At 61.8% G+C, this 26,676-nt stretch carries 6 protein-coding genes (1 of these 6 only partly in view); 4 read left to right on the top strand and 2 right to left on the bottom strand.

Going from position 1 to position 26,676, the window contains the following annotated elements:
• Positions 1-53 precede the first annotated feature (53 nt).
• Positions 54-488 carry a nuclear transport factor 2 family protein gene (locus ACODR8_RS08535; RefSeq protein ID WP_489006851.1) on the top strand — a complete coding sequence of 145 codons (435 nt, stop codon included), beginning with the start codon at positions 54-56 and terminating at the stop codon, positions 486-488.
• 80 nt (positions 489-568) lie between these two features.
• Here the strand turns inward: ACODR8_RS08535 and ACODR8_RS08530 are convergent, their stop codons facing one another.
• On the bottom strand, positions 569-1,351 hold the full coding sequence (locus tag ACODR8_RS08530; protein ID WP_489006850.1) for an SDR family NAD(P)-dependent oxidoreductase: 783 nt from the start codon (positions 1,349-1,351) through the stop codon (positions 569-571).
• Complete coding sequence (locus ACODR8_RS08525; RefSeq protein ID WP_489006849.1) at positions 1,348-2,151, bottom strand: SDR family NAD(P)-dependent oxidoreductase; 804 nt, start codon at positions 2,149-2,151, stop codon at positions 1,348-1,350. The genes ACODR8_RS08530 and ACODR8_RS08525 overlap by 4 nt, the downstream gene beginning before the upstream one ends.
• A 151-nt stretch (positions 2,152-2,302) precedes the next feature.
• Between ACODR8_RS08525 and ACODR8_RS08520 the strand changes: the two genes are divergently transcribed.
• The 3 genes from ACODR8_RS08520 to ACODR8_RS08510 all read left to right on the top strand — a co-directional run.
• The gene (locus ACODR8_RS08520) at positions 2,303-2,722 is read left to right on the top strand and encodes a nuclear transport factor 2 family protein (protein ID WP_489006848.1); all 420 of its coding nucleotides are present in this window, start codon (positions 2,303-2,305) and stop codon (positions 2,720-2,722) included.
• A gap of 9 nt (positions 2,723-2,731) precedes the next feature.
• A complete protein-coding gene (locus tag ACODR8_RS08515) occupies positions 2,732-3,511 on the top strand; it encodes an SDR family NAD(P)-dependent oxidoreductase (RefSeq protein ID WP_489006847.1) in 780 nt (259 codons plus the stop codon).
• Positions 3,512-3,907: 396 nt separating this feature from the next.
• On the top strand, positions 3,908-26,676 hold the 5' portion of the coding sequence (locus ACODR8_RS08510; RefSeq protein WP_489006846.1) for a putative Ig domain-containing protein. Its footprint extends 13,891 nt past the window's final position; only the first 22,769 of its 36,660 coding nucleotides appear in the window; it begins with the start codon at positions 3,908-3,910; its stop codon lies off the right edge, out of view.

Genomic DNA, 26,676 nt, shown 5'->3' with positions numbered 1-26,676 from the left:
CGGGCGTCCGCTCCCCGCCTATCCTCCTACAAAAGAAGATGAGGAGAGAGGTTTTGGCTGCGAATTTTCCCGGCAATTTTGCCGGTCCCCTGGAGGACCGACTGGCCATTCGCGAACTGCTGGAAACCTATGCCGATGCGGTCAATCGCGTCGATCGCGATTTATGGGCCTCGCTCTGGGTGGAGGACAGCCATTGGGATCTGTCGCATTATCCCGAACTCGGTATCGTGTCGGGCAAGGCCGCCATCGTCGAGTTATGGGCCAGCGCCATGCCCCATTATCCCCAGCTCAGTTTTCTGCTCAATCCCGGCATGATCCGGGTGGATGGCGACCGGGCGGAGGCGCGCGCCTATTTCTCCGAAGTCTATGCCGAGCCGGGAACGGGCAAGGATAAGCGCGCGCGGGCCTGTTATAATGACAGACTGGTGAAGCAGGACGGGCAATGGTTTTTCCAGAGCCGGTCCTTCACCATCATCCACCAGAGCTGACGATATTTCCGCCAGCTCGCTCTCCAGGAGCTGCGGAAATTGACCCGGTCGCATCGCGCGACCGGGTCTTTTTTTGACGATCAATGCGCCGTCATGCCGCCGTCGATCACCAGTTCCGATCCCGTAACGAAACTGGCGGCAGGCGCGGCGAGATAGACGATGCCGTCGGCAATCTCCTGCGCGGTGCCCATCCGTCCCAGCGCATGGCCCGCTGATACCGTCGCCCGCGCGGTCGCTTCATCGGGGAAGGCACCGGTTTCGACATAGCGGGCGTAGATGGTGTCCATCATATTTGTGTCGATGCCGCCGGGATGGACGCTATTGACGCGGATCGGCTGGCCGAGCGCGGCATATTCCAGCGCCGCGCATTTGCTGAACAGCCGCACCGCGCCCTTGGACGCGCAATAGGCCGACATGAACGGCGCGCCCGCCAGCCCGCCGACCGACGACAGGTTGATGATCGACGATCCGCCCCGCCGATCCGCGCCGCTCCGGCCAAGCAGGTCGGCCATGGCGCGGGTGCCCAGAAATATCCCCTCGACATTGATGCTCATGCACTTGCGGAACGTCGCAAGGCTGGTTTCAGCGATCGTATCGGTCACCGAAATTCCCGCATTATTCACCAATATGTCGAGCCGGCCATAGGTTGCCGCCACATGGTCCACCAGCGCGGCCCAGCCCGCTTCGTCGGTGACGTCGAGCGGTCGATAGTCCGCCGCGCCTGCCACCGACGCGCTGGCCGCCATATCGGTCGCGATCACGGTCGCCCCGGCGTCGGCCAGTGCCTGGACAGTCGCCCCGCCGATCCCGCCACTGGCCCCGGTTACCAGCGCCACCGCGCCGCTCAGGTCAAAACTGCTCATCGCGCCGTCCATCCCCCATCCACCACGACCTCGCTGCCGGTCATGTAGCTGGCGTCATCGCTTGCCAGAAACGCAACCACCTTGCCGATCTCAATGGGTTGGGCCAGCCGCTTGATTGGCGTCGTCTGCGCCATCTGGTCGATCAGATCGTCCGCCGTTAACGTCCCGTCGCGCGCGGCCCATCGCTCCATCCCCTGTCGCAGCAGCGGCGTATCGACAAAGCCGGGATGGACGCTGTTGACGCGGATCGGCACGCCCGCATCGGCAAATTCCAGCGCATTGGATTTGCTGAACAGCCGGACCGCACCCTTGGACGCATTATAGGCCGATACCTCGCCCATGCCGACCAGCCCCATGATCGAGCTGATATTGATGATGCTGGAGCCATAGGGCGTCGTCGCCCCGCTTTGGGCCAGCAGCGGCTGGAACGTCTTGGTGCCGAGGAACACCGTGTCCATGTTCAGCGTCATCAGTCGCCGCCAAGTCGCCAGTTCCAGATCCTGCACCTTGCCGGTCAGGTCCGCGCCGACATTATTGACCAATATGTCGAGCCGCCCGTGCGCCGCGATCACTCGCTCACGTGCAGCCTGCCACGCCTCCTCCAGTGTCGCGTCCAGCCGGATATAGGAACAGCCCGGCATGGCGGCGATTGCGCTGGCTACTGCCTCGCTATCCTCCGCATCCAGATCGGTAATGATCGTCGTCGCGCCATCGGCGGCCAGGCATTGCGCTATGGCTCGCCCGATGCCCCGCAGCGCGCCCGATACCAGCGCCACCCGTCCGTCCAACCGTCCCGCCATGGGCATTCCTCTCTCAGCATGGCCCGTATGGGCCAGTCTCATTTGTCGAGGCACTTGTCGGCCCACTGGCCCTTCGCTTCACCTGCCGCTTTTTACAGGTTCGCCGACATTCCCAAGCGCGCATCTAGGCTGGAACAGGAGAGTGATTGCCATGGACTCGCACCGCTATGCCGCCATCCGGTCGATGGTTGAAAATCTCTATGCCCTGACTGCTGCGGGCCGCTGGGACGAGGCGGAGGCGATGATGACCGACGATTTCCGTATCTTGGAGGCCGACAGCCTGCCCTATGCCGGGGAATATCTGGGCAAGGGCGCGCTGCGCGACCTCTATACCAAGGTGTTCGCCTTCTGGGACGATGCGTCGCTGGAAACCAGCGATATCACCGTGTCGGAGGATCATGCGATCGTCATGCTGACGGTCCATGCCACTTCACGCCACAATGGCCAGCAGCTGGCCATGCCGCTGTGCGAGGTATTTCATCTGCGCGGCGACAAGTTCAGTGGCATCACCCCCTATTATTTCGATACAGCATCGATCGCGCGGGCAACCGGCACGCTGATGGCGGATTGAGGACAAGATATGGCTGATCTTTCGGGCAAGGTGGCGATCGTCACGGGCGGCACATCGGGCATAGGCCGCGCGACCGTCCAGCGGCTGGCGCGGGACGGGGCGCAGGTTGTGTTCACAGGGTCGAACGAAGATGCGGCACGGACCCTGTGCGCACAAACCGGCGCGCGCTTTGTCAAGGCGCGGGTGCAGGAGGAGCGCGACTGGGACAAGGTCGCCGCCTTCATCAGCGACGAATTTGGCCGCCTCGACATCGCCTTTGCCAATGCCGGGACGGAAAGCGGCGACGGCAGCGTGGAATCGATCAGCATGGACGGCTGGGCCGGGATCATCGGCGTCAACCAGACCGGGGTGATGCTGACCGCCCGGACGGCGCTGCGCCTGATGCGCGCCAATCCTGGCGGGGCGTGCGGGTCGATCATCATCAATTCGTCCATGTCGGCGCACAAGGTGATGGGCAATTATATGGCCTATTCGGTGACCAAGGCCGCCGTGCTGGCCATGGCCAAGTCGATCGCCATCCATTGCGCCACCGAAAAACTGCCGATCCGTTGCAACGCCATATTGCCCGGCGTGGTGGAGACGGAGATGATCACCGCGATCATCGCCAAGTCCGCGTCGCCCGAAGGCGCGCGCGCGGCCTACAACAACATGTCGCCCATGGGCCGGATGGGCAGCGTCGAGGATATTGCTGCCCTGGTCGCCTTCCTCGCCTCCGACGAGGCCGGTTTCATCTCCGGCGCGGAATATGCCATCGATGGCGCATCCACAGCGGGTATGACCGGGGTCTGATCTAGTCTGCCGTGCGGGCGAAGATTGCTCGTCCGAAAAAACCGACATCCGATGGTCTTGGCCAGCCGGCTTGCCCGCTGTGCGCCGGGACGGGCCGGTAATCAGCTTGCGATAAGTTGCAAGGTTTGACAGACTAGTTAGGTTGATTCGATGATAAGCATGCCGCGATAATTCGCGGTCAGGTTTCCACGGAAAATGTTGAAAGTAAGCGGGTCGCGTCGCTCACGTTCTGGTTACCCCGGCATCAACTAGCCGGTGTGACAGGAACGGTCGTCCGCGTTGCCGGTTCCGCTGTTCGACGGTCCGACCGGTTCAACGGAGGGTATGTTCCACCCTCTTGTCCCAAAACAGGACAACAGACGATTATTTCAGTCTGGATGCCGTTTTGGGGGGGCTATGGAGCAGGACGTAAAGGCATTTCGCAAGTTGGGCGACTTGCTGGCCCGCGGGCGGCGCTCCTTGGACCGGTTGCCGGGGGACTGGCGTCTGCGTCGCCGGGCCGCGCTGCGCAATTCCTCCAGTCTGGCAAACCGGCTCCATTTCGAAGCGGTCGAGCCGCGCCTGCTGCTGGCGGCGGACGTGCCGCCGATCACTGGCACTATCGAAGTACCGGGCGAAACCGATCGCTTCGCATTCACCCTGACCGAACCCAAGAAGGTGGTGTTCGATTCCCTTACCGCCACCAACACCATGTTCTGGGCACTGGCGGACCAGAAGGGTAGCATTGTTTCGAACCGCAATCTGGCCCAGTCGGATTCCTACGATTTTTCGGGCGGCAACATCCTCGATCTGCAAGCGGGCGAATATACGCTCAGCATCGATGGCCGGGCCGACGCGACCGGCAATTATGCATTCCGGCTGCTCGATATAGCCAATGCCGATGTTTTTACGCCGGGTGATGTCGTCAACGGGCTGCACAAGGCGAACGAAACCGCGCTCTACAAGTTCGACGCACTGGCCGGGGACAGTTTCTTCTTCGATGCGCACAGTTATCCGGCTGAATCGACGGCCTGGCGGTTGATCGGCCCGGACGGCGAATATGTCACCGGGCCACATGGGTTCGACGATTCCGGTGCCTATCTGCTGAACCGCAGCGGCACGTACATGATGGAGATTGAAGGCCGGGTTTATAATTCGGCAACGGCGGACATCAGCTATTCCTTCACCTTCGGCAAGATTACGCAGACCAGCGCTGCCCTGACGATCAACGAGCGGGTGCAGGGCCGTCTCGCGACCGCTGGCAGCAGCACGGTGTTCGATTTCGATCTCGCCAGCGACAGCAAGTTGCTGTTCGACAATCTGATCCGCCGCGACAGCCTCAAATGGTCGCTCAGCGGACCGCGCGGCCAGGTGATCAACAACCGGAATTTCAACAGTTCGGATTCCTTCAACGGGGACCCGCTGCTCAATCTGGTCGCGGGACAATATAAGCTGACGGTGTTTGCCGATGGCGACGCAACCGGTGATTTTGCCTTCCGCCTGCTCGATTTTTCGACGACGGCCACTGCGATCAGTGCTGGAGACATTTTTGGCGCGACGATCGAGGATGGCGGCGCGCTGGCCAATATTGCGCACCCCGCAGGCGCGCCGCTCGACTATTCCGCACAGGGCGGGACGATCAACCGCAGTTGGGATGTCGCCACGCTCGGCGAGCTTGAAGTCGCGAACGATGCGGCACTCAATCCGGCCGCGATCACGGTCGAGGCATGGGTCAACGCACGCAGCGGCGGCGGCTTCTATCAGGGCATCGTCAGCAAGATAAACGATACCGGATGGAGCAATGGCTATGGGCTGGTGCGTGTCGGGGACAATGTCCGCTTCTTCGTCAACAATTGGAGCGATGGCTTTGTCGAGGCACCGCTCGCGACGGATCAATGGAAGCATGTTGCCGGTGCCTATGACGGCACGACCTTGCGGCTTTATGTCGATGGCGCGCTGGTTGCCGAAAAGGCCTATGACGCAGCGATCAACTACAGCGCCAATGCGCTCAACATCGGTGCGGCACCGACCGGCAATTATCAATTTGACGGGCAGGTGGACGATGTCCGCCTATGGGGCATGGCGCGCAGCGCGGCCGACATCGCCAGCGGATATCAGCGCCCGCTGACGGGCAGCGAGAGCGGGCTGGCGGGCTATTGGCGCTTTGATGAGGCGACCGGTCAGACCGCTGCGGATCTCGCGCCGGGCGCGCTGGTCGCCAGCGGTGTCCTGCGGCGCGGGACCGAGACAAAGCTGTTCCGGTTCGACGGGGTGAAGGACGATCATTATTTCTTCAACCTGCTCAGTGCCAGTAACAACCAGTATATACGGGTCTATCGTCCCGATGGCACGCTGCTGCTCAACGGTTCTGGATTGGGCGATATCGACCTTGGGGAGTTGCCCGAAACGGGCGAATATCTGATTGCCGTCGAAGGCTATCTCTACAATCAGGGCAGCGCGGCATTTACCGCAGAACTGCTCAAGGTTTCGGATGATGCGGCCGCGCTGACGCTGAACGCGCTGACCAGCGGGCGGATCGATGCCGGAGAAGCCGATCGCTTCACATTCACGCTGAGCGAAGCGACGAAGCTGGCCTTTGACTCGCTGACGGCAAATTCTGCGCTGAGTTGGTCGCTGACGGGGCCGTTTGGCGCAGAAATCACCAATCGCAACTTCTACTATTCCGATTCAGCCGAGATCGACACCAGTAGCAGCCAACTGCTCAACCTTGCGCCGGGCGCATATACGCTGACGGTCGACGGTGCCGGGGACACGGCCGCCGATTATCAGTTCCGCCTGCTCAACCTTGCAAGCGCAACTGCGCTGACCCTTGACGCAGAAACCACCGGCAGGCTCGAGCCGGGCAACGAGACCGACATGTTCGCGTTCACGGGGCAAGAAGGCGATGCGATCACGGTTGAGCGGATTTCGAGTACGAACGTCAATGCGTTCTGGCGGCTCTACGATCCGCTGGGCCGTCTCGTCACATCCGCGCGCCAGTTCAATGGCTCGGTGCCGCTCACGCTCGACTATGACGGAACCTATGTTCTGCTGCTCGAAGGGCGGGTGTGGGAAGGCGCGCCGGTCGACTATGCGCTCAAGGTCAGCCGTACCGGCAACACGGCGCCGCCCGACAGGGGCGCAGGCACCGCGTTCACCCTGGGCGCAGCGGTTAGCGATACGCTGAGCGCCGCAGACGAAATCGATCTCCACAGCTTTACCATTACGGCACCCACCAGGGTCTATTTCGACAGTCTGACGCCCGACACGGGCAAGACATGGGCGCTGTTCGGTCCATCGGGGCGTATCACGCCGGATCGCGCCTTCTATTACACTGACAGTTTCGAGAATTACGCAAACACATTTGTCGACCTGACCCAGCCGGGCGCCTACCAGATCCGCGTGCAGGGCAGCACTGGCGCCTACAGCTTCCGCCTGCTCGATTTCGCAAGTGCCACGCCCGTCGCGGCGGATGGCAGCGTCACATCCTCCACACTCACGCCCGTGCGCGAGTCTGACATTTTCAGTTTTACCGCGAGCGCTGGCGAGAAGATCGTCCTCGATGTGCGCGATTATCCCAATAGCGCGAGCTGGCGCATCTTTTCGAGCAACGGGCGTCAATTGTTCGGTCCCGCCGGGTTCGATTATCACGAACTTACCATGCCCGTTTCCGACACTTATTATTTTGTCGTGGAGGGGCGTGTCTGGGATAGCAGCGCATCCGACAATTATGCCTTCATCCTCAATCGCCCGGCCGATCCCGCGCCGATCGATCTGACGCTCAATGACATAGTTGAAGGCACAATCGCCAAGACCGGCGATGTCCAGCGCTATCGCTTCACGGTTGATACGCAGAAGCTCGTGATTTTCGACAATTACAGCGCAGAGGTCTATCTTGAATGGGCGCTGACAGGGCCGCAGACTTCTGTGGGCAACCGCTTCTATTATTCGGACAGCTACGAACAGCAGAACCGCACCCCCATGCTGCTGGAGGCGGGCGATTATGAACTGGTGGTCCGGGGATCACAGCAGGTGGAAACCGGCGGGCGAACGCTGGGCGACTATAAGTTCCGCCTGCTCGATGCCGCCGCCGGGACATTGCTCACGGTTGATGGTTCCAGCACGTCCGGCACGCTCGATCCCGGTCGGGAAACCGATGTCTATCGCTTCACGGCGACCGCGGGCGAGAAGATATTTTTCAACGGTATTCAGGGGGCGGGCAATGGATCGGTCAAAATCCTCGATGCCTTCGGTCAGGTCGTTTACGGCCCCACCGACTTCCGCGATTCCGCCATCACCATGCCGCGCGCCGGCACCTATACATTACTGGTGGAAGGGCGGCCCTGGGACAACACAGCCACAATAAACTATCAGTTTGCGCTGTCGCGGATCGAGGCGGACCCCGCCCCCATTGCGCTCAATTTTGGCGAGCGGACCACCGCGACGATCGCCAAGCCGACCCAGAAGCAGCGTTATACATTCACGCTCACCGCGCCCAAATCCTTCTATTTCGACAGTTTCACGCCAGACACTGAGATGTTCTGGACCATATCGAGCGCCGGGCTGAACCTTGTCAGCAGCAATTTCTACAGCACCGACTCCTATGAAAACAGTGCTGACCGTATCTTCACGCTTCCCGCTGGCGACTATAGCCTGGATATTTCCGCCAACGCCGGAAAGACAGGCAGTGCCGAATTCCGCCTGATCGACACGGCATCCGCCACCGCGCTTAACTTTGGCCAGCCGGTTCGTTCCGATCTCACGCCGTTGCGCGAAACCGATGTCTACAGTTTCGAAGGAACGGCGGGCGAGACGATATTCTACCAGAATCTGCAAAGCCAGCCCAACGCCTCTTTGCGGATCATCGATCCCGATGGCCTTCAGTTCGTCGGCCCGACGAACATGGACAATTGCGAGATCGTCCTGCCCAAAACAGGGCGCTATCTCATCCTTCTGGAAGGACGGGTATGGGATGCCAGCGCCAGTCAGAGCTATGGCTTTACTCTGCAAAAGCCGACCAACCCCACCCAGACCATCGTCATCGACGGCACGACCAATGCGGCGCTGACGCGACCGGGCAAGATCGGCAATGCCCTTTCATTTTCCGCCCATGAGCAGATCCAGATCGTCGATCCCGCGCTTGACCTGCGGCAGGATGTGACGGTCGAATTCTGGATCAATCCCGACCGGCAGGCGGACACATGGTCGCCGATCGTTTACAAGGCCGATGATGCGGGACGGCGCGGCTATTCGCTATGGTTCAACGCCAATGGCCTGATCCATTTTTCGAGTATGCGCGGCACGTCGAACGACACGCTGGAAACGGCGAGCAGCGCGGTTCCCTATGGCCAGTGGAGCCATGTCGCCGCGGTGCTGGAGCGCAGCACCGGCACGATGAAAATCTATATCAACGGTGTGCTGGCAGCCTCTCGATCGGTCAGCACGGCGCTGTCAAATGGTTCGCCTGCCACGCCTTTGTTTGTTGGCGGCACTAGCGATTATAATGAGGCCCATCGCAAGTTTGAGGGCGGGCTGGACGAGGTGCGCGTCTGGAGCAGCGGGCGCACGGAGGCGCAGATCGCCGCGAACATGAACGCGGGCGCTCCGACCGACACCACTGGCCTGGCGTTGCGACTGGGTCTGGACGCGGTGACATCGGGTGCCGTGACAAATAGCGTCACCGGCGCGGCGATCCCGGTTTTGCGCGACCTTGAAAACGTCAAGGGCGTGGTCGAAGGACGCCTCAACACGCCGGGCGACAAGCGGACCTACACTTTCACCGTCGCGGAACGCACGATGATGGTGTTCGACAGTCTGCATGACAACGACCAGATGGTCGTTTCCGTCACCGGGCCGGGTGGTTTTTCGATATCGAACAATCTGCGCAATGGTGACAGCTACGAACTGGGCGGGAGCAACCCGGTCTTCACGGTCGAGCCGGGGACCTACACCATATTGGTCGATGGCACGGGTGCTGCCACCGGAGCCTTCTCCTTCCGCCTGCTCAACCTGTCGGCCGCGCCGCTGGTGCCGTTCGATACCGCGATTTCGCAGACGGCGAGCGGTTCCTCGGAAAGCTACGCCTATCGGCTGAACGTCAATCCGGGCGACAATCTGCTGTTCGACGTTCAGCAGGTGACCAATTCGAGCAACAGGGTATCGTATCGGCTGATCGACCCTTATGGCCGCCAGATTTTCGGCCCTGTCGACTTTGCGTCACGGGAAAGCGGGGCGCTGGCAATCGGCGGCATTTATACGCTGATCGTCGAACCGCGCGTCTGGCGTGAATGGCCGGTGGATTTCCGCTTTGCTGCCTATAAGGTTGCGTCCACCCCGCCGGTGGCGATTACGCTCGATGGCCCCAATCCCCAGGCGCCACAGATACAGCCCGGCAAGAGCGGCAATGCGCTCAGCCTGCGCGGGGTCGATTATGTCGAAGTGCCAAGCAGCGCCGAGGTATCGCCAAGCCGCAATCTGACGGTTGAAGGCTGGTTCAAGCTCGACCGGTTCACCAACAGCTGGACGTCGCTGGTTGCCAAATCGACCCATAGCACGTCCCCCTATCGGATTGCGGTGAACGCCAACGGGTCCGTCTGGGCGGCGGTGCGCGATGCGTCCGGGGTGCAGTCGATCCAGACCGGCGGCGGCCTGATCGCCGCGGGTGAATGGGCGCATATCGCGCTGGTGGCCGACCGTGACGGCGGGGCGATGAAAATCCTCGTGAACGGGGTGGAGCAGGCATCGGGAACGATCAGGATCGGCAATAATGCCGATGCGGGCGAGCCGCTGCTGATCGGCCAATATGAGGATGTCGAGACCAGCTACGGCCAATGGGAAGGCGCGGTCGACAGCTTCCGCATCTGGGACATTGCGCGCAGCGAGGCTGATGTCGCCGCCGGGATGACCAGTCCGCCGGCGACGGGGACCAGCGGTCTCCTCTACGCGCTCGATTTTGAGAGTATAGCATTGAGCGGTGGCGCTCTGCTGCGCACCACCAATCCAAATGGTGTTTCCGGTCGCATCGCACAGCCGGGCGAAAGCGATATCTACAGCTTCAGCCTGACGGCCGAAACGCTGGTCATGCTCGACAGCCTGACAAATTCGGGCGACATCAACTGGACGCTGACCGGCCCGCAAGGGGAGATTGTGAGTGCCCGGCGCTTTAGCGACACGGATTCCGCCGATTTCACCGCGTCGCCCGTCCTGCGACTGGGTGCGGGGGATTATCAGCTGAAGATCGACGCGGTCGGCAGCGTGACGGGCAATTATAACTTCCGCCTGCGTGACCTGTCCCTGGGCACGCCACTGACGCTGGGTTCGCCGGTTTCGGGAACCCTGACACCCACGAGCGAGACCGACATTTATCGCTTCGCGGCCAATGCGGGGGAAACATTCTTCTTCGACGGCGGCACCGTTCATAACGACATGCGGTGGCGGCTGATCGATCCGTTCGGCAATGAAGTGTTCGGCCCCAATACGGTCGGTAATATTGACGGGCTGGAACTCCCCATAAGCGGCGTCTATTCGCTGCTGATCGAGGGACGGGCCTATACCGCGACGGTCGCCGACTATCAGTTTGGCGTCTATCCCATCACCACGCAGAATGCGGCGCTGACCATCGGGTCGCGTGTGGACGGATCGATCGGCTCGGTCGGCGAAAGCGACGCCTACAGCTTCACGCTCGGCGCGGCCAGCAAGCTGGTATTCGACGCGCTGACGACAGCGACCATATTCAACTGGACGTTGCGTGGCCCCGATGGTGTCGAGGTCGCCAGCCGCAATGTGCATGATTCCGACGGGTTTGATTTCGGCGGCAATCCGGTTCTGAGCCTTGGCGCGGGCAGCTATACGCTGACGATCGACGCGACGGCGGAAAATACCGGCGATTATAGTTTCCGCCTGCTCGACCTTGCATCTGCCGAGGAACTGGTGCCGGATGGCACGTTCAATCGCACAATTGGCCAAAATGGTCGGGAAACGGACATGTTCCGCTTTACCGCGACGGCCGGTATGCGCTTCGGCTTCGATGTGGTCAGCAATTCTTCCGGCAACAACAGCTGGCGTCTGATCGACCCGATGGGGCAGGTGATTTTTGGCCCGGTGGGCCTTGGCGATACCGATCTGATGACGGCCGCGATGGCCGGCACCTACACCTTGCTGGTGGAAGGGCGGCGTTCCGCGACCACGGATGGCAGCTACAGCTTCATTTATAACGAGCCGGCGATCCTGCCTGCCGGTGGCCAGACCAGCCAGAATTTCGACGTAGCGGGCCTGCCCTATATATTGGGCAATCATCGCGGGACCGCCGCCCAAGTTCTGGCTGATGGCGGGGACAACGTCATCAGGCTGACCGATTCCCTGCAAGTGAACAGTCAAAATTCGATAGCCTTCTCCGCCACTGGCAGCGGGCGGCAGGATGTCGTCGATCTCGCTTTCGATTTCCGCCTGACCCGCCGCGCCGGGCAGGCGGGGGATGCCGACGGCTTTGGCCTGCTCTATCTGCCGGTCAGCCAATATGGCAATGGCGGGCCGGGAATGCTGGTGACGCCGGAGGCCAATCTTGCTGGTGCGCTGGGCATCGGTTTCGACACGCTGAGCAATGGCGAAGTCAACGCCAATCACATTTCCATCCATTATAATGGCGTCAAGCTGACTGACATCGCCAATCCCGGCCTGACGCTGGCGAGCGGCAATTGGGCGCGCGCGCGGATAATTGTGGAACGGACCGATGGTGGATCGCTGGTCACGATCGAACTCACGCCGGAGGGTGGCGCGACGATTGCTGCCGTCACCGATTTCTTCGTTGCCGGCATGGAACTGGAGGCCGGGCGTCTGGTGCTGGGCGCCAGTCAGGGCAGCGCGACGGCCGATCAGGATTTCGACAATTTCTCCATCGCCATGACCGCCGCGGCGCAGCCGATGACGGCGCTGGCGCTCAACGATGCAGTCAGCGGCTCGATTGCTGCGGCTGGTGCGGTGCAGCGCTACGAATTTACCCTGACGGAAGAAACCCCTGTCGTTTTCGATGCGCTGACCAATAATGGCGCGCTGCGCTGGGAGATTAGCGGCCCGACCCAGACACCCGCCGCGCGCAGTTTCAACGGCACCGATTCTGCGGAATTTTCCGGCAATCCGGTCATGACGCTCGCGCCCGGCACATATCGCGTCGCCATTTCCGCCACAGGCGCCAATACCGGCAGCTTTTCATTCCGCCTTGCTTCGCTGGCAGACGGGACAGCCATCAACCTGAACGAAACGCAGGATCTCACCCTCACCCCCGGCAACCTGACGGAAATATACCGGTTCGATGCCACCGCCGGACAAGCACTGTTTTTCGACCTGCTCAGCGGATCGAACGATCCCTTCTGGCGACTGATCGACCCGGCAGGCAATCTGGTTTTCAACACGACTCGGGTCGGCGACGTCGAGGAGCCGCTGTTGCCGCTCGATGGCACCTATACGCTCCTGATCGAAGGGCGTGTCGGCACGTCCGCGCCGCAGACTCTCAGCTTCCGTGTGGTCGACATGGTCGAGAGCATCACGCCGCTGACCATCGGCGAAATGATCAGCGGTACGATCGCCGCGCCAGGCACGAAGGTGCGCTACACGTTCAGCGTCAGCGACCCGCAATATCTGATCTTCGACAGCCTGATCAACACGACCCAGTTCGCATGGACCCTGACCGGACCTTCCGGGACCATCCTTTCGCGCCATTTCCAGAATGCCGATGCCCATTCCGGCGCATCGCCCGGCGCGATATTTTTCGAGCCGGGTGACTATGCCATCACCGTCGACGCCAATAATGATCTGACCGGCGATTTTGCCTTCCGTCTGCTTGATACGGCGCTGGCGAGCGATCTTGTGCTGAACGTGCCGACCACCGGTCGGCTGGAGCCTGGCAACAGCACCAATCTCTACAAATTCACCGGCGCTGTCGGTGACAATATCTATTTCGATTTCATCTCCAGCCCCGGGTCGGGGCAATGGCGGCTGTTCGATCCCGATGGCCGGGTGGCGATGAGTGCGAATTACCGTTCGGATACCGGCTTCATCACGCTCGAAAAGGCTGGCGTCTATACGCTGGCCTATGAAGGCCAGATCGGGGAGGGCGGTCCGGTCGATTACCAGTTTCAGGTCGACAAGGTGGTCCACAAGAGCCGCACGATCGATCTGGGCGACACGATCAGTTCCAAGCTCGATCAACCCGGCCAGAGGGAAGATCTGCTTTTCACGCTGACCGAGGAAACCCTGGTCTATGTCGATGCGCTGTCGCCGTTCGGCGATGTCAGCTGGCGGCTGACCGGCCCCGCCGGTGACTTTGCTGCGCTGCCCTTCACCCAGACCGACAGTTATGACCGGTCCAATGCCCAGGTGGTCTATCGTCTGCCCGCAGGCGATCATGTGCTGCGGATCGAAAGCGGCACGACGGCGGACCGGGACTATTCGATCCGCTTGCAAAAACTCGCCGATGCGCTGCCGATCACGCCGGGCGTGCCGGTCAATGGCACGCTTAGCCCCGGTGCCGAAACCGACATGTACCGGTTTGACGGTGAAGCAGGCGACCGCTTCTTCTTCGACAAGCTCAGCTATGCGGGCGTGTCCACCCACTGGCGGCTGATCGCGCCCAATGGTCGGCAGCTCTTTGCCGGTGACATGAACGATGTCGACACGCTGGTCCTTCCCGACAGCGGTTCCTACACGCTGCTGATCGAAGGCTATGTGCAGCAGGCCGCGTCGGTCGGGACCTATAGTTTCAACGTCATCGAAAACACGTTGATCGCGCCTATCCGCATCTCCTCGCTGGAAGTGCGGCCTTCGCCCGACCTTATCCCGATCGCACTGGCGGTCAGCAGCAGCGGCACGATCAGTTCCGGCAGCGAGATCACCATCAGCTGGAAAACCCGCAATCAGGGGACGCTTCCGACCGATGGCGCGTGGCAGGACCGGGTGTTGCTGCGCAATCTGGATACAAACGAGATTATCGGCAACATCCTGCTGGATGACAGCGGCACGGTGATCTCTGCGGAAGGTGAACGGCAGCGGCAAACCACGCTGACGCTGCCCACGGGCAATCGCGGCGTCGGCCGGATCGGTGTGACGGTGACGAACGACGTCGCCAACACGATCAGCGAAGAAAATATCCTGGGGACCGCCGAAACGAACAATGCCGCGACGCTGGAGTTCACGTCCCAACTGGCGCCGTTCCGCGATCTCGTCGTTTCCGCCGTTGCGGCGGACCCGGCGGGCGGCTGGAAGCCCGGCGATACCGTCACGGTCAACTGGACCACCACCAACGCGGGCAACAGCGCGACGGCGGCGGACTTTAGCGAACGGGTTTTCGTGCGCAATCTCATGACCGGCCAACAGGTTCAGGTCGCCACGGTGGGCTTCACCGGCGCATTGGGCGCGGAGCAGGCGGCGCAACGGTCCGCGCAGATCATCTGGCCTGCCGGGATTTTGGGGCAGGGCATTTTCGAATTTTCGGTGGTCACCGATATTTTCGATCAGGTCGCCGAAGCGAATATAACCGCCACTGGCGAGACCAACAATAGCACGGCGGAAACCATCACGTCGGCGCCCGATCTCCAGATACGTAATCTGGCCATCAGCAACAGCGCGCCCGCTTCGGGCGACGTCATCACGCTGACATGGGACGAAAGCAATCTGGGCAATGTCGGCACCCTGGCAGGGTTCGACAATCGCCTTCTGGTGCAGAATCTGACCACTGGCGAGACGCTGCTCAACAGCACGATCATCACGACCAGCGCTTTGGCGGCGGGGGAAAGCCGCGCCCGCACCACCAGCTTCACCCTGCCAGACGGGCAACGCGCGGTTGGCGACATCCGCGTCACCATAATCGCCGACAGCAATGCGAACGGGCAGACGAGCGTGCGCGAGGCGGCTGCGGGTGTTGCAGCGGAAGGGAATAATAGCGCGCAAGCGGCGGTCGCCGTTACCGCCCGCCAATATGCAGATTTGCGCGTCAGCAATGTCAGTGCGCCCGCCAATGGCCTGGGCGGGGGTAATATTACGGTCAGCTGGACCGTCACGAACGCCGGTGTGGCGACGGCTGACGGTGCTGCATGGTCGGACCGGGTGATATTGAGCAGCGATGCCGTGATCGGCAATGCTGACGATGTCATACTCGGCAATGTCGCCCGAACCGGCGGACTGGCCGAGGGTGGCAGCTATAGTGGTTCGGGCTCGCTGGCGCTGCCGAACGTCACGTCGGGCAATTATCGCATCTATGTCGTTGCCGATGCGGCGCAGGACATTGTCGAACCGGATACGCGGGCAGACAATGTCGGTGGCCCCGCAAACCTTGCCATTACCAGCCGCGCGCCCAATCTGGTGACCGAAGCCATATCCGGTCCGACTGCTACGGTGCTGGGCGGCGATCCCTTCACGGTTTCGTGGCGGGTGCGCAACATCGGTGACGCTGCCGCTGCGGGCGGTCATGTCGACCGGCTCGTTCTGTCGGCCGATGGCGTCGCCGATGCGGATGACCTGGTATTGGCCGAAGTATCGCGCGACGCCGGGCTGGCAATCGGCGACAGCTATACCGTATCGGTTCAGGCCCGCGTGCAGGACGGACGCAGTGGCGATTATCGCCTGATATTGGTGACGGACGCCGGAAGCACGGTATTCGAAAATAGCCTTGAAGGCGACAATGCCGGGGTTTCGACCCCTGTCCGCTTCGCTGTCGCGCCTTCCGGCAATCTGGTCGTCGAAAGCGTCACTGCGCCTGTGGGTGCGCGACCGGGCGAGACGGTAGAGGTCAGCTATATCATCCGCAACAGCGGCACGGTGACCGCAAGTGCGCCCTGGGCCGACCGCATCTATGTGGATGACGACACGACCGTTTCGGGCGCGACGACGCTGGCCAGCATCGTCCGTACATTCGATCTTGCGCCGGGTGAAGCCTATGAGGTGCGTCAGTCGGTCACATTGCCGGTGAACCTGGCCGATGGCACATATAATATCCTTGTCCGCGCCGATGTGGGCCAGCAAGTGTTTGAAGGCGGCATAGAGGCGGACAATGATGGCGCGTCGGGCGCGCTTGTTCTGACCCATCCCGATCTGGTGCCGATCAACGTCACGCTGCCGGGCGGCGTCAATCCGCAATCCAACAGCGACATTGCCGTGACGTGGCAGGTCCGCAACGATGGCAGCGGGGCCAGCATTGGCGGCTGGACCGACAGCCTATGGCTGTCCCGCGATGGCATAGTGGGTGCCGGGGACATCAAACTGGGCGAAGTCGTGCGCGGGTCGAGCCTGGGCGTGGGCGAAGTTTACGACGGTGCGCTGACCGTTCGTCTGCCCATCGATGCTTCGGGTGAATATCGCATCATCGTGCAGAGCGACAGCAGCGCCGCTGTGCCTGAAACCAGCGTGGGTGAAACCAACAATAGCGCCTCTGTCGCGCTGACTGTGGGTCTTGCGCCTTATGCCGACCTGGACGTCAGCAATGTTACGGCACCAGCCCGGACGATCAACGATCCCGCGCGCGTCACTGTCGGCTGGACGGTCACCAATATCGGCACCGGGCTGGGGACCACCGATAGCTGGACGGATCGCGTCTATGTGTCGCGTGATGATATATTCGGTGATGGCGATGACATATTGCTGGGCGAACTGGTGCATTCGGGCGGGCTGGCACTGGGCGACAGCTATGCCGCCAACCTTGATCTGATCCTGCCTGCCGGATTCTACGGTCGCTACACGCTGTTCGTCCGTTCCGACGCGACAGAGGCCGTGTTCGAAAACGGCGCGGATGCGAACCGCACCGCATTGGCGGGCTTCTTTGACGTGTCGCCCATTGCCTGGGCCGATTTGCAGATCGAAAGCGTGGTCGCGCCCACATTGGCGCAATCGGGCATGTCCATCGATGTGACATGGCGGGAAAGCAATCAGGGCATCGGCCTGACCAACACCGGCGAATGGTTCGACAGCGTCTATCTGGAAAAGACCGACGGCAGTGGCCGGATCCTGCTTGGTTCCGTCAACCATCTCGGTTTCCTTGGGGTGGGGGACAGTTATGACCGCACCGCCAACTTCACTTTGCCCGATGGCATAGCGGGCGACTATCGCATCGTCGTGATCGCGCCGGGCGGCGAAAATCCAGCCAGCCAGCCCTATGAATTTGCCTTTACCGGCAATAATAGCGGCGCATCCGCCCCGATCAGCATCTCGCTTGCGCCGCCACCCGATCTCCGCGTCACGGCCATCTCCGCGCCGACCAATGGGGTCGAGGGCGGCGTGGTCGACATTAGCTGGACGGTGAAGAATGAAGGGCTGAGCGCGGCCGAGGGCAACTGGGTGGACCGGGTCTATCTGCGCAAGGCCGGCGATAGCGGCGCTGGTACGCTGATCGGCACCTATAGCTATACCGGCCCGCTGGCGGCGGGGACCAGCTATACAAGGCGCGAGGAAATGCGCCTGCCGGCCAAAACCAGCGACCGGTTCGAGGTGATTGTCGTCACCGATGCCGGCGACGCTGTTTATGAACATACGGCAGAAGCGAACAACCGTTCGGTCGATGATCAATCCATCCTCGTGTCGGTATTGCCGCGCCCCGATTTGCAGATCAGCGAAATCATCGCGCCTGACAGAGTGACTGCGGGTGCCACCGCCTCTGTTGATTTCACCGTGATCAATCAGGGGCTGATCGAAGCCAATGGCAACTGGACCGATCAGGTCTGGCTGTCGCTGGATGACAAGATCAGCGGCGACGACATTCTCGTGTCGCAGCTGGCCAATCCGATCGCGCTCGATTCGCTGGAAAGCTATGAGTCCAGCTCCGCGACCTTCACCGTACCATTGCGGTTCCGCGGCAATGTGTTCGTGCTGGTGGCCACGGATACCGGCAACGCCATTGATGAATGGCCGAACGACACGACCGCCAGCAACGTACGCGCGCAGCAGATCTATGTCGAACCGGTGCCGTTCGCCGATCTTGTCGTCGATAATGTCGTCACCAATGCCCAGGCGTTCGAGGGCAACAGCGTGCCGGTGCGCTATACCGTGACCAATCGTGGCCCAGGCACCAGCAATCTTGGCCAATGGACCGAGCAGATCTGGCTGACCAGGGACAAGAACCGGCCGCACCCCGGCCTTGGCGACATATTGCTTACCAGCGTTGCCTACACCGGCGGCCCACTGGTGGAAGGGCAGGGCTATGACCGCGAACTGACCGTGACCCTGCCTGCCAGCGTGGTTTCCGGCACATATTATATCATGCCCTGGGTCGATCCCTACGCGACGCTGCTGGAGGATTCGCTGGCGATCAACGTCAATCCCGACGATCCAGCCGAAATCCAGAGCAGCAATTATCGCGCCCGCGCGATCCAGATCGTTGGCACCCCGCCTGTTTCCAGCACGCGCGCCATTGCGGTGACGGATGTGACTGCCCCGGCGTCGGCCAAGGGCGGCGATGATTTCACCGTCAGCTGGACGGTGCGGTCAACCGGGGATGCACAGGCCAATGGCTGGACGGACCAGGTCTATCTGTCCGATGCGCCGTTGCTGGAAAATGCGCGCAACATATTCGATCTTGGCAGTTTCCAGAATCTCTCGCCGCTCGATCCGGGGGCGAGCTACACCAACAGCGCGACGTTCAAGCTCAATCCCGCCGCTGCAGGCCTTTACGTCATCGTCAAGTCGACGCTGGGCGGTGATCCCAACACACTGGACAACGCAAAGTTCGTCGCCACCAGCGTGACGAACGCACCTGCCGACTTGCAGGTGGTCAGCGTGGTGCCTGCCGCGCCGGGCGTCGTCGCCTATTCCGGCGAACGGACAAGCGTTACCTATACGGTCGAGAATAAGGGCGCGGCGGTATGGTCCGGCACGCAATATTGGACCGATCAGGTGTGGGTGTCGAAGGACCCGACCTTCATTGCAAACCGCGCGACCTATGTCGGATCGGTCACACAGGCCAATGGAGGGCTGGGCACCGGGCAGAGCTACACCAACACGCTGGAGTTCGACATGCCGCCGGGGGTGGACGGCGAATATTATGTCTATGTGTTCACCAACACGCCATCGCGGCCTGTAGTCCCCAGCGATATCGTCCGGTCGGGCAATAATGACGCGCTGAGGGACAGTGCTTTCCGCAAATTCGTATTCGAGCTGCCCGCCGGGACGGTCGAACAGGCGCAGTTCCCGGTCGTCTATCGCGAGGCGGATCTGAAGGTTACCGAGCTGACCCTGCCGGACACGCTGCCTGCGGGCGGGACGGTTGAAATCAGCTTCCGCGTCGAAAATGTCGGCACGCGGGCGACGCGCGAAGACTCTTGGGTGGACCGGGTTTATCTGTCGCTCGACGCCTCGCTCGATGAAGGCGACTGGCTGATGTCGCGGGAAGCGTCGCCCGGCGTGATCGTCCGCGCAGAAAATACGCATGTCGGCATACTCAATCCGGGCGAATCCTATATTGCCAAGGTCACCGTCAGCCTGCCGTTCGAGCTGGAGGGTGGTTTCAACGTCATCGCGGCGGCGGATTCGGGCCTTGAGCAATCGGGCTATGCCAAAAGCACACTGTCGCCGCGCCTTGCCGGTGTGCGCGGTGCGGTCAATGGCAAGGTCCGGGAATATGCTGGGGAGGGCAACAACCTGACCGTGCAGCCGGTCACGCTGACGCCCTATACCCCGCCAGACCTTCAGGTCGCTGCGCTCAGCTCACCTTTGCGCGCCACTCGTGGCCAGCCATTCCGCGTCGAATATAGCGTGACCAATGTGGGCGGCGCTACCCCGACTCTGCAACCGCAATGGGACGACCTTGTCTATCTCTCTCGCGATCCGTTTCTTGACCTGACATCGGACCGTTTCCTGGGTTCGATCCGCCACACCGGTGGTCTGGACGCGGGCGGCACCTATTCCGTGGTCAAGGATTTCGTCGTTCCGGGAGACCTGGGCACCGAAGCCTATTATGTTTTCGTGGTGACCGATCCGGCGCGCTATGACGCCACCGGCAGTCTTTTTGAAGCGGACGAGCGCAACAATGTCCGTGGCAGCGATGTGCCGATGGTCATCGAACTGCCCCCGCCAACCGACATTCAGGTCACGGATATCGTGGCGCCGGACAATAAGCAGGCGGGCGATCCGGTCACCATAAGCTGGACGGTGACGAACAAAAGCACGGTCACCGCTTCGGGCAGCTGGAGCGATGCGGTCTATCTGTCGCGCGATGCGACCTGGGACGTCGGTGACAAGCTGCTGGGGCGCGCCAATTTCGCCGGATCGCTGCTGGCGGACCAGAGCTATACGCTCAACCTGGATACCACGCTGCCCGGCGCGGCGGCGGGCGATTATCGCATTATCGTTCGCGCCGACGCGCGCAACCAGTTGTTCGAGGATGTGGGCGAGGCGAACAACATCACCGCCGCCGCCAATGCCACCAGCATCTCGATCGAGACGCTGACGCTCGGAATCCCGCTGTCGGCCAATCTCAAGCCGGGGCAGGAGCGGCTTTATCGCATCGTCGTGCCAGCAGAACAGACCCTGCGGCTGCGCGTGGCATCCGATGATGAGCGTGCGATCAACGAGGTGTTTCTGCGGCATGACGATGTGCCGACCTCCGCGCTGTTCGACGCGACCTATACCGGGCCGCTGGCGCAGGAACTGACCGCGATCGTGCCGGATACGGAACCGGGCGTCTATTATGTGATGGTGCGCGGCTATAGCGGCCCGGACGAAGGCAGTACGGTACGGCTGATCGCCGATCTGATGCCAATGGTGATCACCAGCATAGAGACCGATACCGGTGGCGACAGCCGCTATGTCACCACGACGATCAAGGGCGCGCGCTTCCACGAGAATGCGATCCTGAAACTGTCCCGGCCGGGCATTGCCGAGTTTGAGCCGGTCGCTTGGGAAGTGGTCGACAGCAGCACGATCATCGCGACATTCGATTTTACCGACGCGCCGCACGGCCTTTACGATCTGAAGGTTACCAATCCTGATGGTGCCGAAACGGTCGAACCCTATCGTTTCCTGATCGAGCGTGGGATCGAACCTGAAGTCACGATCGGCGTGGGTGGGCCGCGTGTCATACTGGCGGGCGATCAGGCGACCTATTCGATCGCGCTCCAGAATATTTCCAACCTCGATGCGCCCTACACCTATTTCCAGGTCGGCGTGCCGGAACTCAATTACAACCAATATGTCTATGGCCTCAAATTCCTGGAATTCTTCACCAATGTGCGCGGTATTCCAGAGGGCGCAGAGGGTAGCGACAATGCCAATGTCCCCTTCATCAACCTGGAATCGATCACCAACACCAACGGGCAATTGCTGACATCGGGCTTCCTGTTCGATCAGCCCGCTGACGGCTTTGGCGGCTTCACCGTCAACATCCGCACCTATCCTGGCCTTAAGGAAATGGCGGATCGAGCCTTCAGCGCGTTTCAAGACAGGATGAACAGCCTGTTCCCCGATCTCGCGCCGATCCTGGACGGTGGCGAGGGTGGGCTTGGCGACTGGTGGGAAGCGGTCAAGGACAAGGTGAGCGAGATCATGCCTGCCGCGCGCAGCACGCTCGATCAGCTCGATTTCGTCGGCCTTTATCAGCAGAATAGCGCCGTTCCGAGCAAGGATGAAATCCCGTTCATCCCGTTCCGCTTCCATATCGTCGCGGCGGCCACCACGATGACGCGGGCCGAATTTGTCGATTTCCAGTCGAAGCAGGCGCGCGACCTGCGCACCGCGATCCTTGAGGCCAATGATGCGCCAGCACCCTTGCTGGCGCTGGCCGCCGATGAAGGGCAGTGGACCGACCTCTATCTCGCCGCGCTGGAGCAGGCCGGTCTGCTGCGCGACGAGCAGGACGTGCCGCCCATTCGGACGAAACAGCATATCGTCAGCATGATGACGACGCTGGCATCGGGCATATTGTTCGGCCCCGGCGGCTCTGCGGTCCGCTCCACGGGCGATCTGCTCGCCTTCTTCGATCAGGTCCGCGCCTATTACGGGCATCAGGACGGGCTGATGGCCGCCATCGAATATATGGACCCGCGCCATAGCGACAAATATGATGGCGAGATACCGGTTCCGGCGCTCCCGGTGCGGGCGGACTATGATCTGGGCCTGTCCACGCCCACCCATTTCGAAGCGTTCCGTATTTTCGTGCCATGGGTGCCGTTCGACCAGCGCGGCGCGGGGTTGCCCGCCGATTTCCAGATTAACGGGCCGGAGCCGGTGGACGGGCAGGAATTTGCCCAGCTGGATTTCTCGCGCTTCTTTGCCAGCGAGGGTCAGGTCAACCGGCTGGCATCGATCACGGGTCCGCAGACGCTCGACACGCAGGGCTGGCTGCCGGGCGCGGCGGAGCTGCCCTATACCGTCAGCTTCGAAAATGCGGCGGGTTCGGCGCGCTATACGAATGAAATCCAGGTCGTCACCACGCTCGACCCCGATCTTGATCCGCGCAGCTTCCGCCTTGGCGATATCAAGATCGGCGATATCAATATCGACGTGCCGGACGGCCGCACCAGTTTCGACGCCGAAATCGACTTTACCGCGACCCGCGGGTTCATCCTGCGGGTGAGCGCCGTGCTGGACCTGTTCCAGCAACCGGCGAGCGCCAGCTGGCTCATCCAGGCGATCGACCCGCTGACGGGCGAAGTCCTGCAGGACGCGACCCGCGGTCTGCTCGCCCCCAATGATGCCAGCGGCAAGGGCGCGGGCTTTGTCAGCTACACCATCGTCCCTGCGGACGATGTGGCCACCGGTGAGCGCATTTCCGCATCCGCGCGGGTGCTGATGGATGGCTTCGCACCCGAAGACACCATTGTCCTGAGCCAAATGGTCGATGCCGCCGCGCCGACCAGCACGCTCACCGCCAAAAGAGTGGGGACGACAGCCAATTTCGAGGTCAACTGGCGCGTTCTGGATGATGTCGGAGGTTCCGGCGTCAAGCATGTGACGCTTTATGCCGCTGAAAATGGTGGCGATTTCAAAATCTGGCAGCGGATGTTGCCCGATGTCAGCGGTGTGCTTGTCTTTGAGGGCGAGGCAGGGAAAAGTTATGAATTCCTGGCCCTAGCGACCGATGTGGCGGGTAATCGCGAAGTGCCAAAGCCCGGCGTCAACGCCATTTCCGACGGGTCCAGCGTCAATCTGGGCGGTGTACCCACTGTACCCGACACGACGGCACCCAATTTCGGGCAGCCGCCCGCACCCACGCCGGAGCCTTCGACCAACGCTCTTTTCACGCAGGCCGAAGCACTGGTCCCCGCTGCGGCTCCGCTGAGTGCGCCGAGCGAATTTGATTCCGTCCTCAGTCCCTTCGTCGCGCGCGCCTTCGCCACCGGCATCACGCGCAGCACCAGCGAAATCGGCCCGATGGCGATTGTGGAGACGCCGGAGGGCGACTTCCTGGTCTCCGGCGGCACCAATCGCGGCACGATATGGAAATTCAGCGGGCAGGGCGGCGCGGCGGCAACACCATTTGCCGAGCTGGACACGGCCATTTTCAACATGGCCTTCGATGCGGACGGCGGGCTGTGGGCGACCACGGGCGGCGGGCCGCTGCTGAGGCTCGATCCCCAGACCGGGGCGATTCTAGACCGGTTCGGCGATGGCGTCACCATTGCGCTGGCGGTGCATCCCACCACCGGCAAAATCTATGTGTCGACGAACAGCGGCGTTTCGATCTTCAACCCAGACGATGGCAGCTTCACCCAGTGGAGCAGGGACGAAAATCTGCGCGTCGGCAGTCTGGCTTTCGACAATGATGGTGCATTGTGGGCGGTGACATGGCCGGACCGCAAGCAGGTGGTGCGTTTCACGGATCGCGCGCGTGCGGAAACCATGCTCACCTTCGACGCGCCCGCGGATTCGCTGGCTTTTGGCCAGGCAGGGACGCGCCTCGACGGATTGCTGTTCGTCACGCACACCGCGGGAACGGTCGACGATGCGGGTCTTGCGGAACCGGGCGGCGCACTGACCATGGTGGATACCGCGACTTTGCGGCGGATCGACGTGGCCAAGGGCGGGTCGCGCGGCGATGTCGTCATCACGACCAGCGATGGCCGTGTGCTGGTCAGCCAGAGCAACCAGGTCGACATCATCGCGCCCGCCACCGCGCCGGTCGTTGTCGCCACAAATCCGTCTCCCGGTGCGCAGATCGCGCTGCCGCAGGCCTTCCTGTCGGTCACGTTCGATCAGGACATGTTCGCCGGATCGGCCAGTCAGGCGGGGTCGGTGACCAACGCCGAATATTATACGCTCAACCACGCCACGCTGGGCGCGCAGCAGATCCGCGCCGTCACCTATGATGCGGCCAGCCGAACCGCCTATCTCAATGTCGGTAATATACCGGCTGGCGATTATACGCTGACGATCGGCGCACCGCTGACATCGGCGAACGGCCAGCGCATGGGTGTCAATTACCAGACCGGATTTGCGGCGTTCGAGGATATCTCGACCCTTGTCGATATATTGTTCGAAGATACCCGGCTGGACCGCGAGACGGGCACCATCTCCTACAAGGTGACGATTACCAACAAGACTGACGGGCCGATCACCCTGCCTGCCTTGTTGACGATCGATCCGCTGGGCGGCTTCCCCGGCGTTCCGCTGGGCGCGACCGGCCAGACCGACGACGGACGCTTCCTGATCGACCTGTCCGGCGCGCTTCCGCCCGATGGCATATTGGAGGCAGGCGAAAGCACGTCCGGCCGCACGGTTTCGATCACGACATCGGCCAATCGCCGGCTTGATTTCGTGACCGGCATCGTTGCGAATGCCGTCCCCAACACCGCGCCGTCGTTCGTCAGTGTGCCGCCGCAATCGGCGACAGTCGGGACGCCGCTCAGCTATCAAGTGGTGGCGAACGATGCCGAAGGGCAGGCGGTGTCCTTCGGATTGCTCACCGCGCCTGTGGGCATGACGATCGACGCCACGACCGGCCTGCTGCAATGGACGCCGCCCGCGGGGACGGCATCAATCACCCCGGTGGTGATAGAGGCGTTCGATGCACGGGGCGCCGTCTCGCTCCAGCGTTTCGTGCTGGCGATCGCCGGGGGCAATCGTGCGCCGGAATTCACATCGTCGCTCTCCGCCGTGTCGAGCGGGGAAGGGCAGTTGTTTGAGTTCGAGCTGGTCGCGGTCGATCCTGAATCGCAGCCGCTGACCTATTGGGCGGACGGGCTGCCCGCCGGGGCGACATTCGATCCGGCGACGCGGGCATTCTCCTGGTTGCCGGGCTATGAAGCGGCGGGGACCTATGATGTCCGCTTCTTCGTCACCGATGGCCTGTCCCGTGATGAGGTGGTGGTCACCCTGTTCGTTGCCGAACGAAACGAGCCGCCACAGGTGGTGCCTGTTGCCGACAGGATTGCGCGCGAAGGCGATCTCGTCAATTTTCGGATCAATGCCAGCTCGCGCAGCGATCGTGAACTGTCCTATGGCGTGGAAATCCTGCCCTTTGGCGCGACGCTGAACCCGACGACCGGCGAATTTACCTGGACGCCCAACTATATCCAGAACGGTGTCTATGACATCGCCTTCTTCGTCACCGATGGCGAAACGCTGGTGCGGTTCGTCACCAAGATCACCGTCGGCAACGCCAATGCCGCCCCGGTGTTCGACCAGCTTGAAGGATGGCAGATACTCGAAGGCCAGCAGCTTGCCTTCAACGTATTCGCCTTCGATCCCGACAACCCCTATTACACGCCCGCTCTGCGCAACGGCGAAAACGGGGAAGCGGTTGAAACCAGCGAGACGTCGCGGACCGTAACCGTCCAGTTGATCGGCAACATCCCGCCCGGCGCGACATTCGACCCGGACACCTATGATTTCACCTGGACGCCGACCAATGCGCAGGCTGGCGATCATGTCGTGCGTTTCCGTGCGACCGATAACGGTGATGGGACGGGCGTTCCGCTGACGACGGACATCATCGTTCCGATCAGCGTGTTCAACCAGAACCGCCGTCCGGTGGTCAGTCCGATCGAAAATGCGACGGTTGCCAAGGATGCAGTCCTGGAAATTCCCGTCAGCGCGAGCGACGCGGACGGCAATGTGCTGGTCCTGGCCCTGCGCAACGAAAGCCCGTTCCGCCCACTGCCCAATTTTATCACCTTCGTGGATAATGGCGACGGGACCGGCAAGATCCGCGTCGCGCCCGGCGCCAATGCGCGCGGGGACCATGTCGTCATCGTGACCGCTACCGATGACGGGGA

This window comes from Sphingobium sp. FG58, from assembly GCF_057809055.1.
Note: the sequence above shows the minus strand (reverse complement) of the source record. Positions and strands in the feature narration are given on the sequence as shown.

Bases quoted from the DNA above. Each gene is read 5' to 3' on its own strand.
- ACODR8_RS08530 (WP_489006850.1), bottom strand. From the start codon at position 1,351: ATGAGCAGTTTTGACCTGAGCGGCGCGGTGGCGCTGGTAACCGGGGCC.
- ACODR8_RS08525 (WP_489006849.1), bottom strand. From the start codon at position 2,151: ATGGCGGGACGGTTGGACGGACGGGTGGCGCTGGTATCGGGCGCGCTG.
- ACODR8_RS08520 (WP_489006848.1), top strand. From the start codon at position 2,303: ATGGACTCGCACCGCTATGCCGCCATCCGGTCGATGGTTGAAAATCTC.
- ACODR8_RS08515 (WP_489006847.1), top strand. From the start codon at position 2,732: ATGGCTGATCTTTCGGGCAAGGTGGCGATCGTCACGGGCGGCACATCG.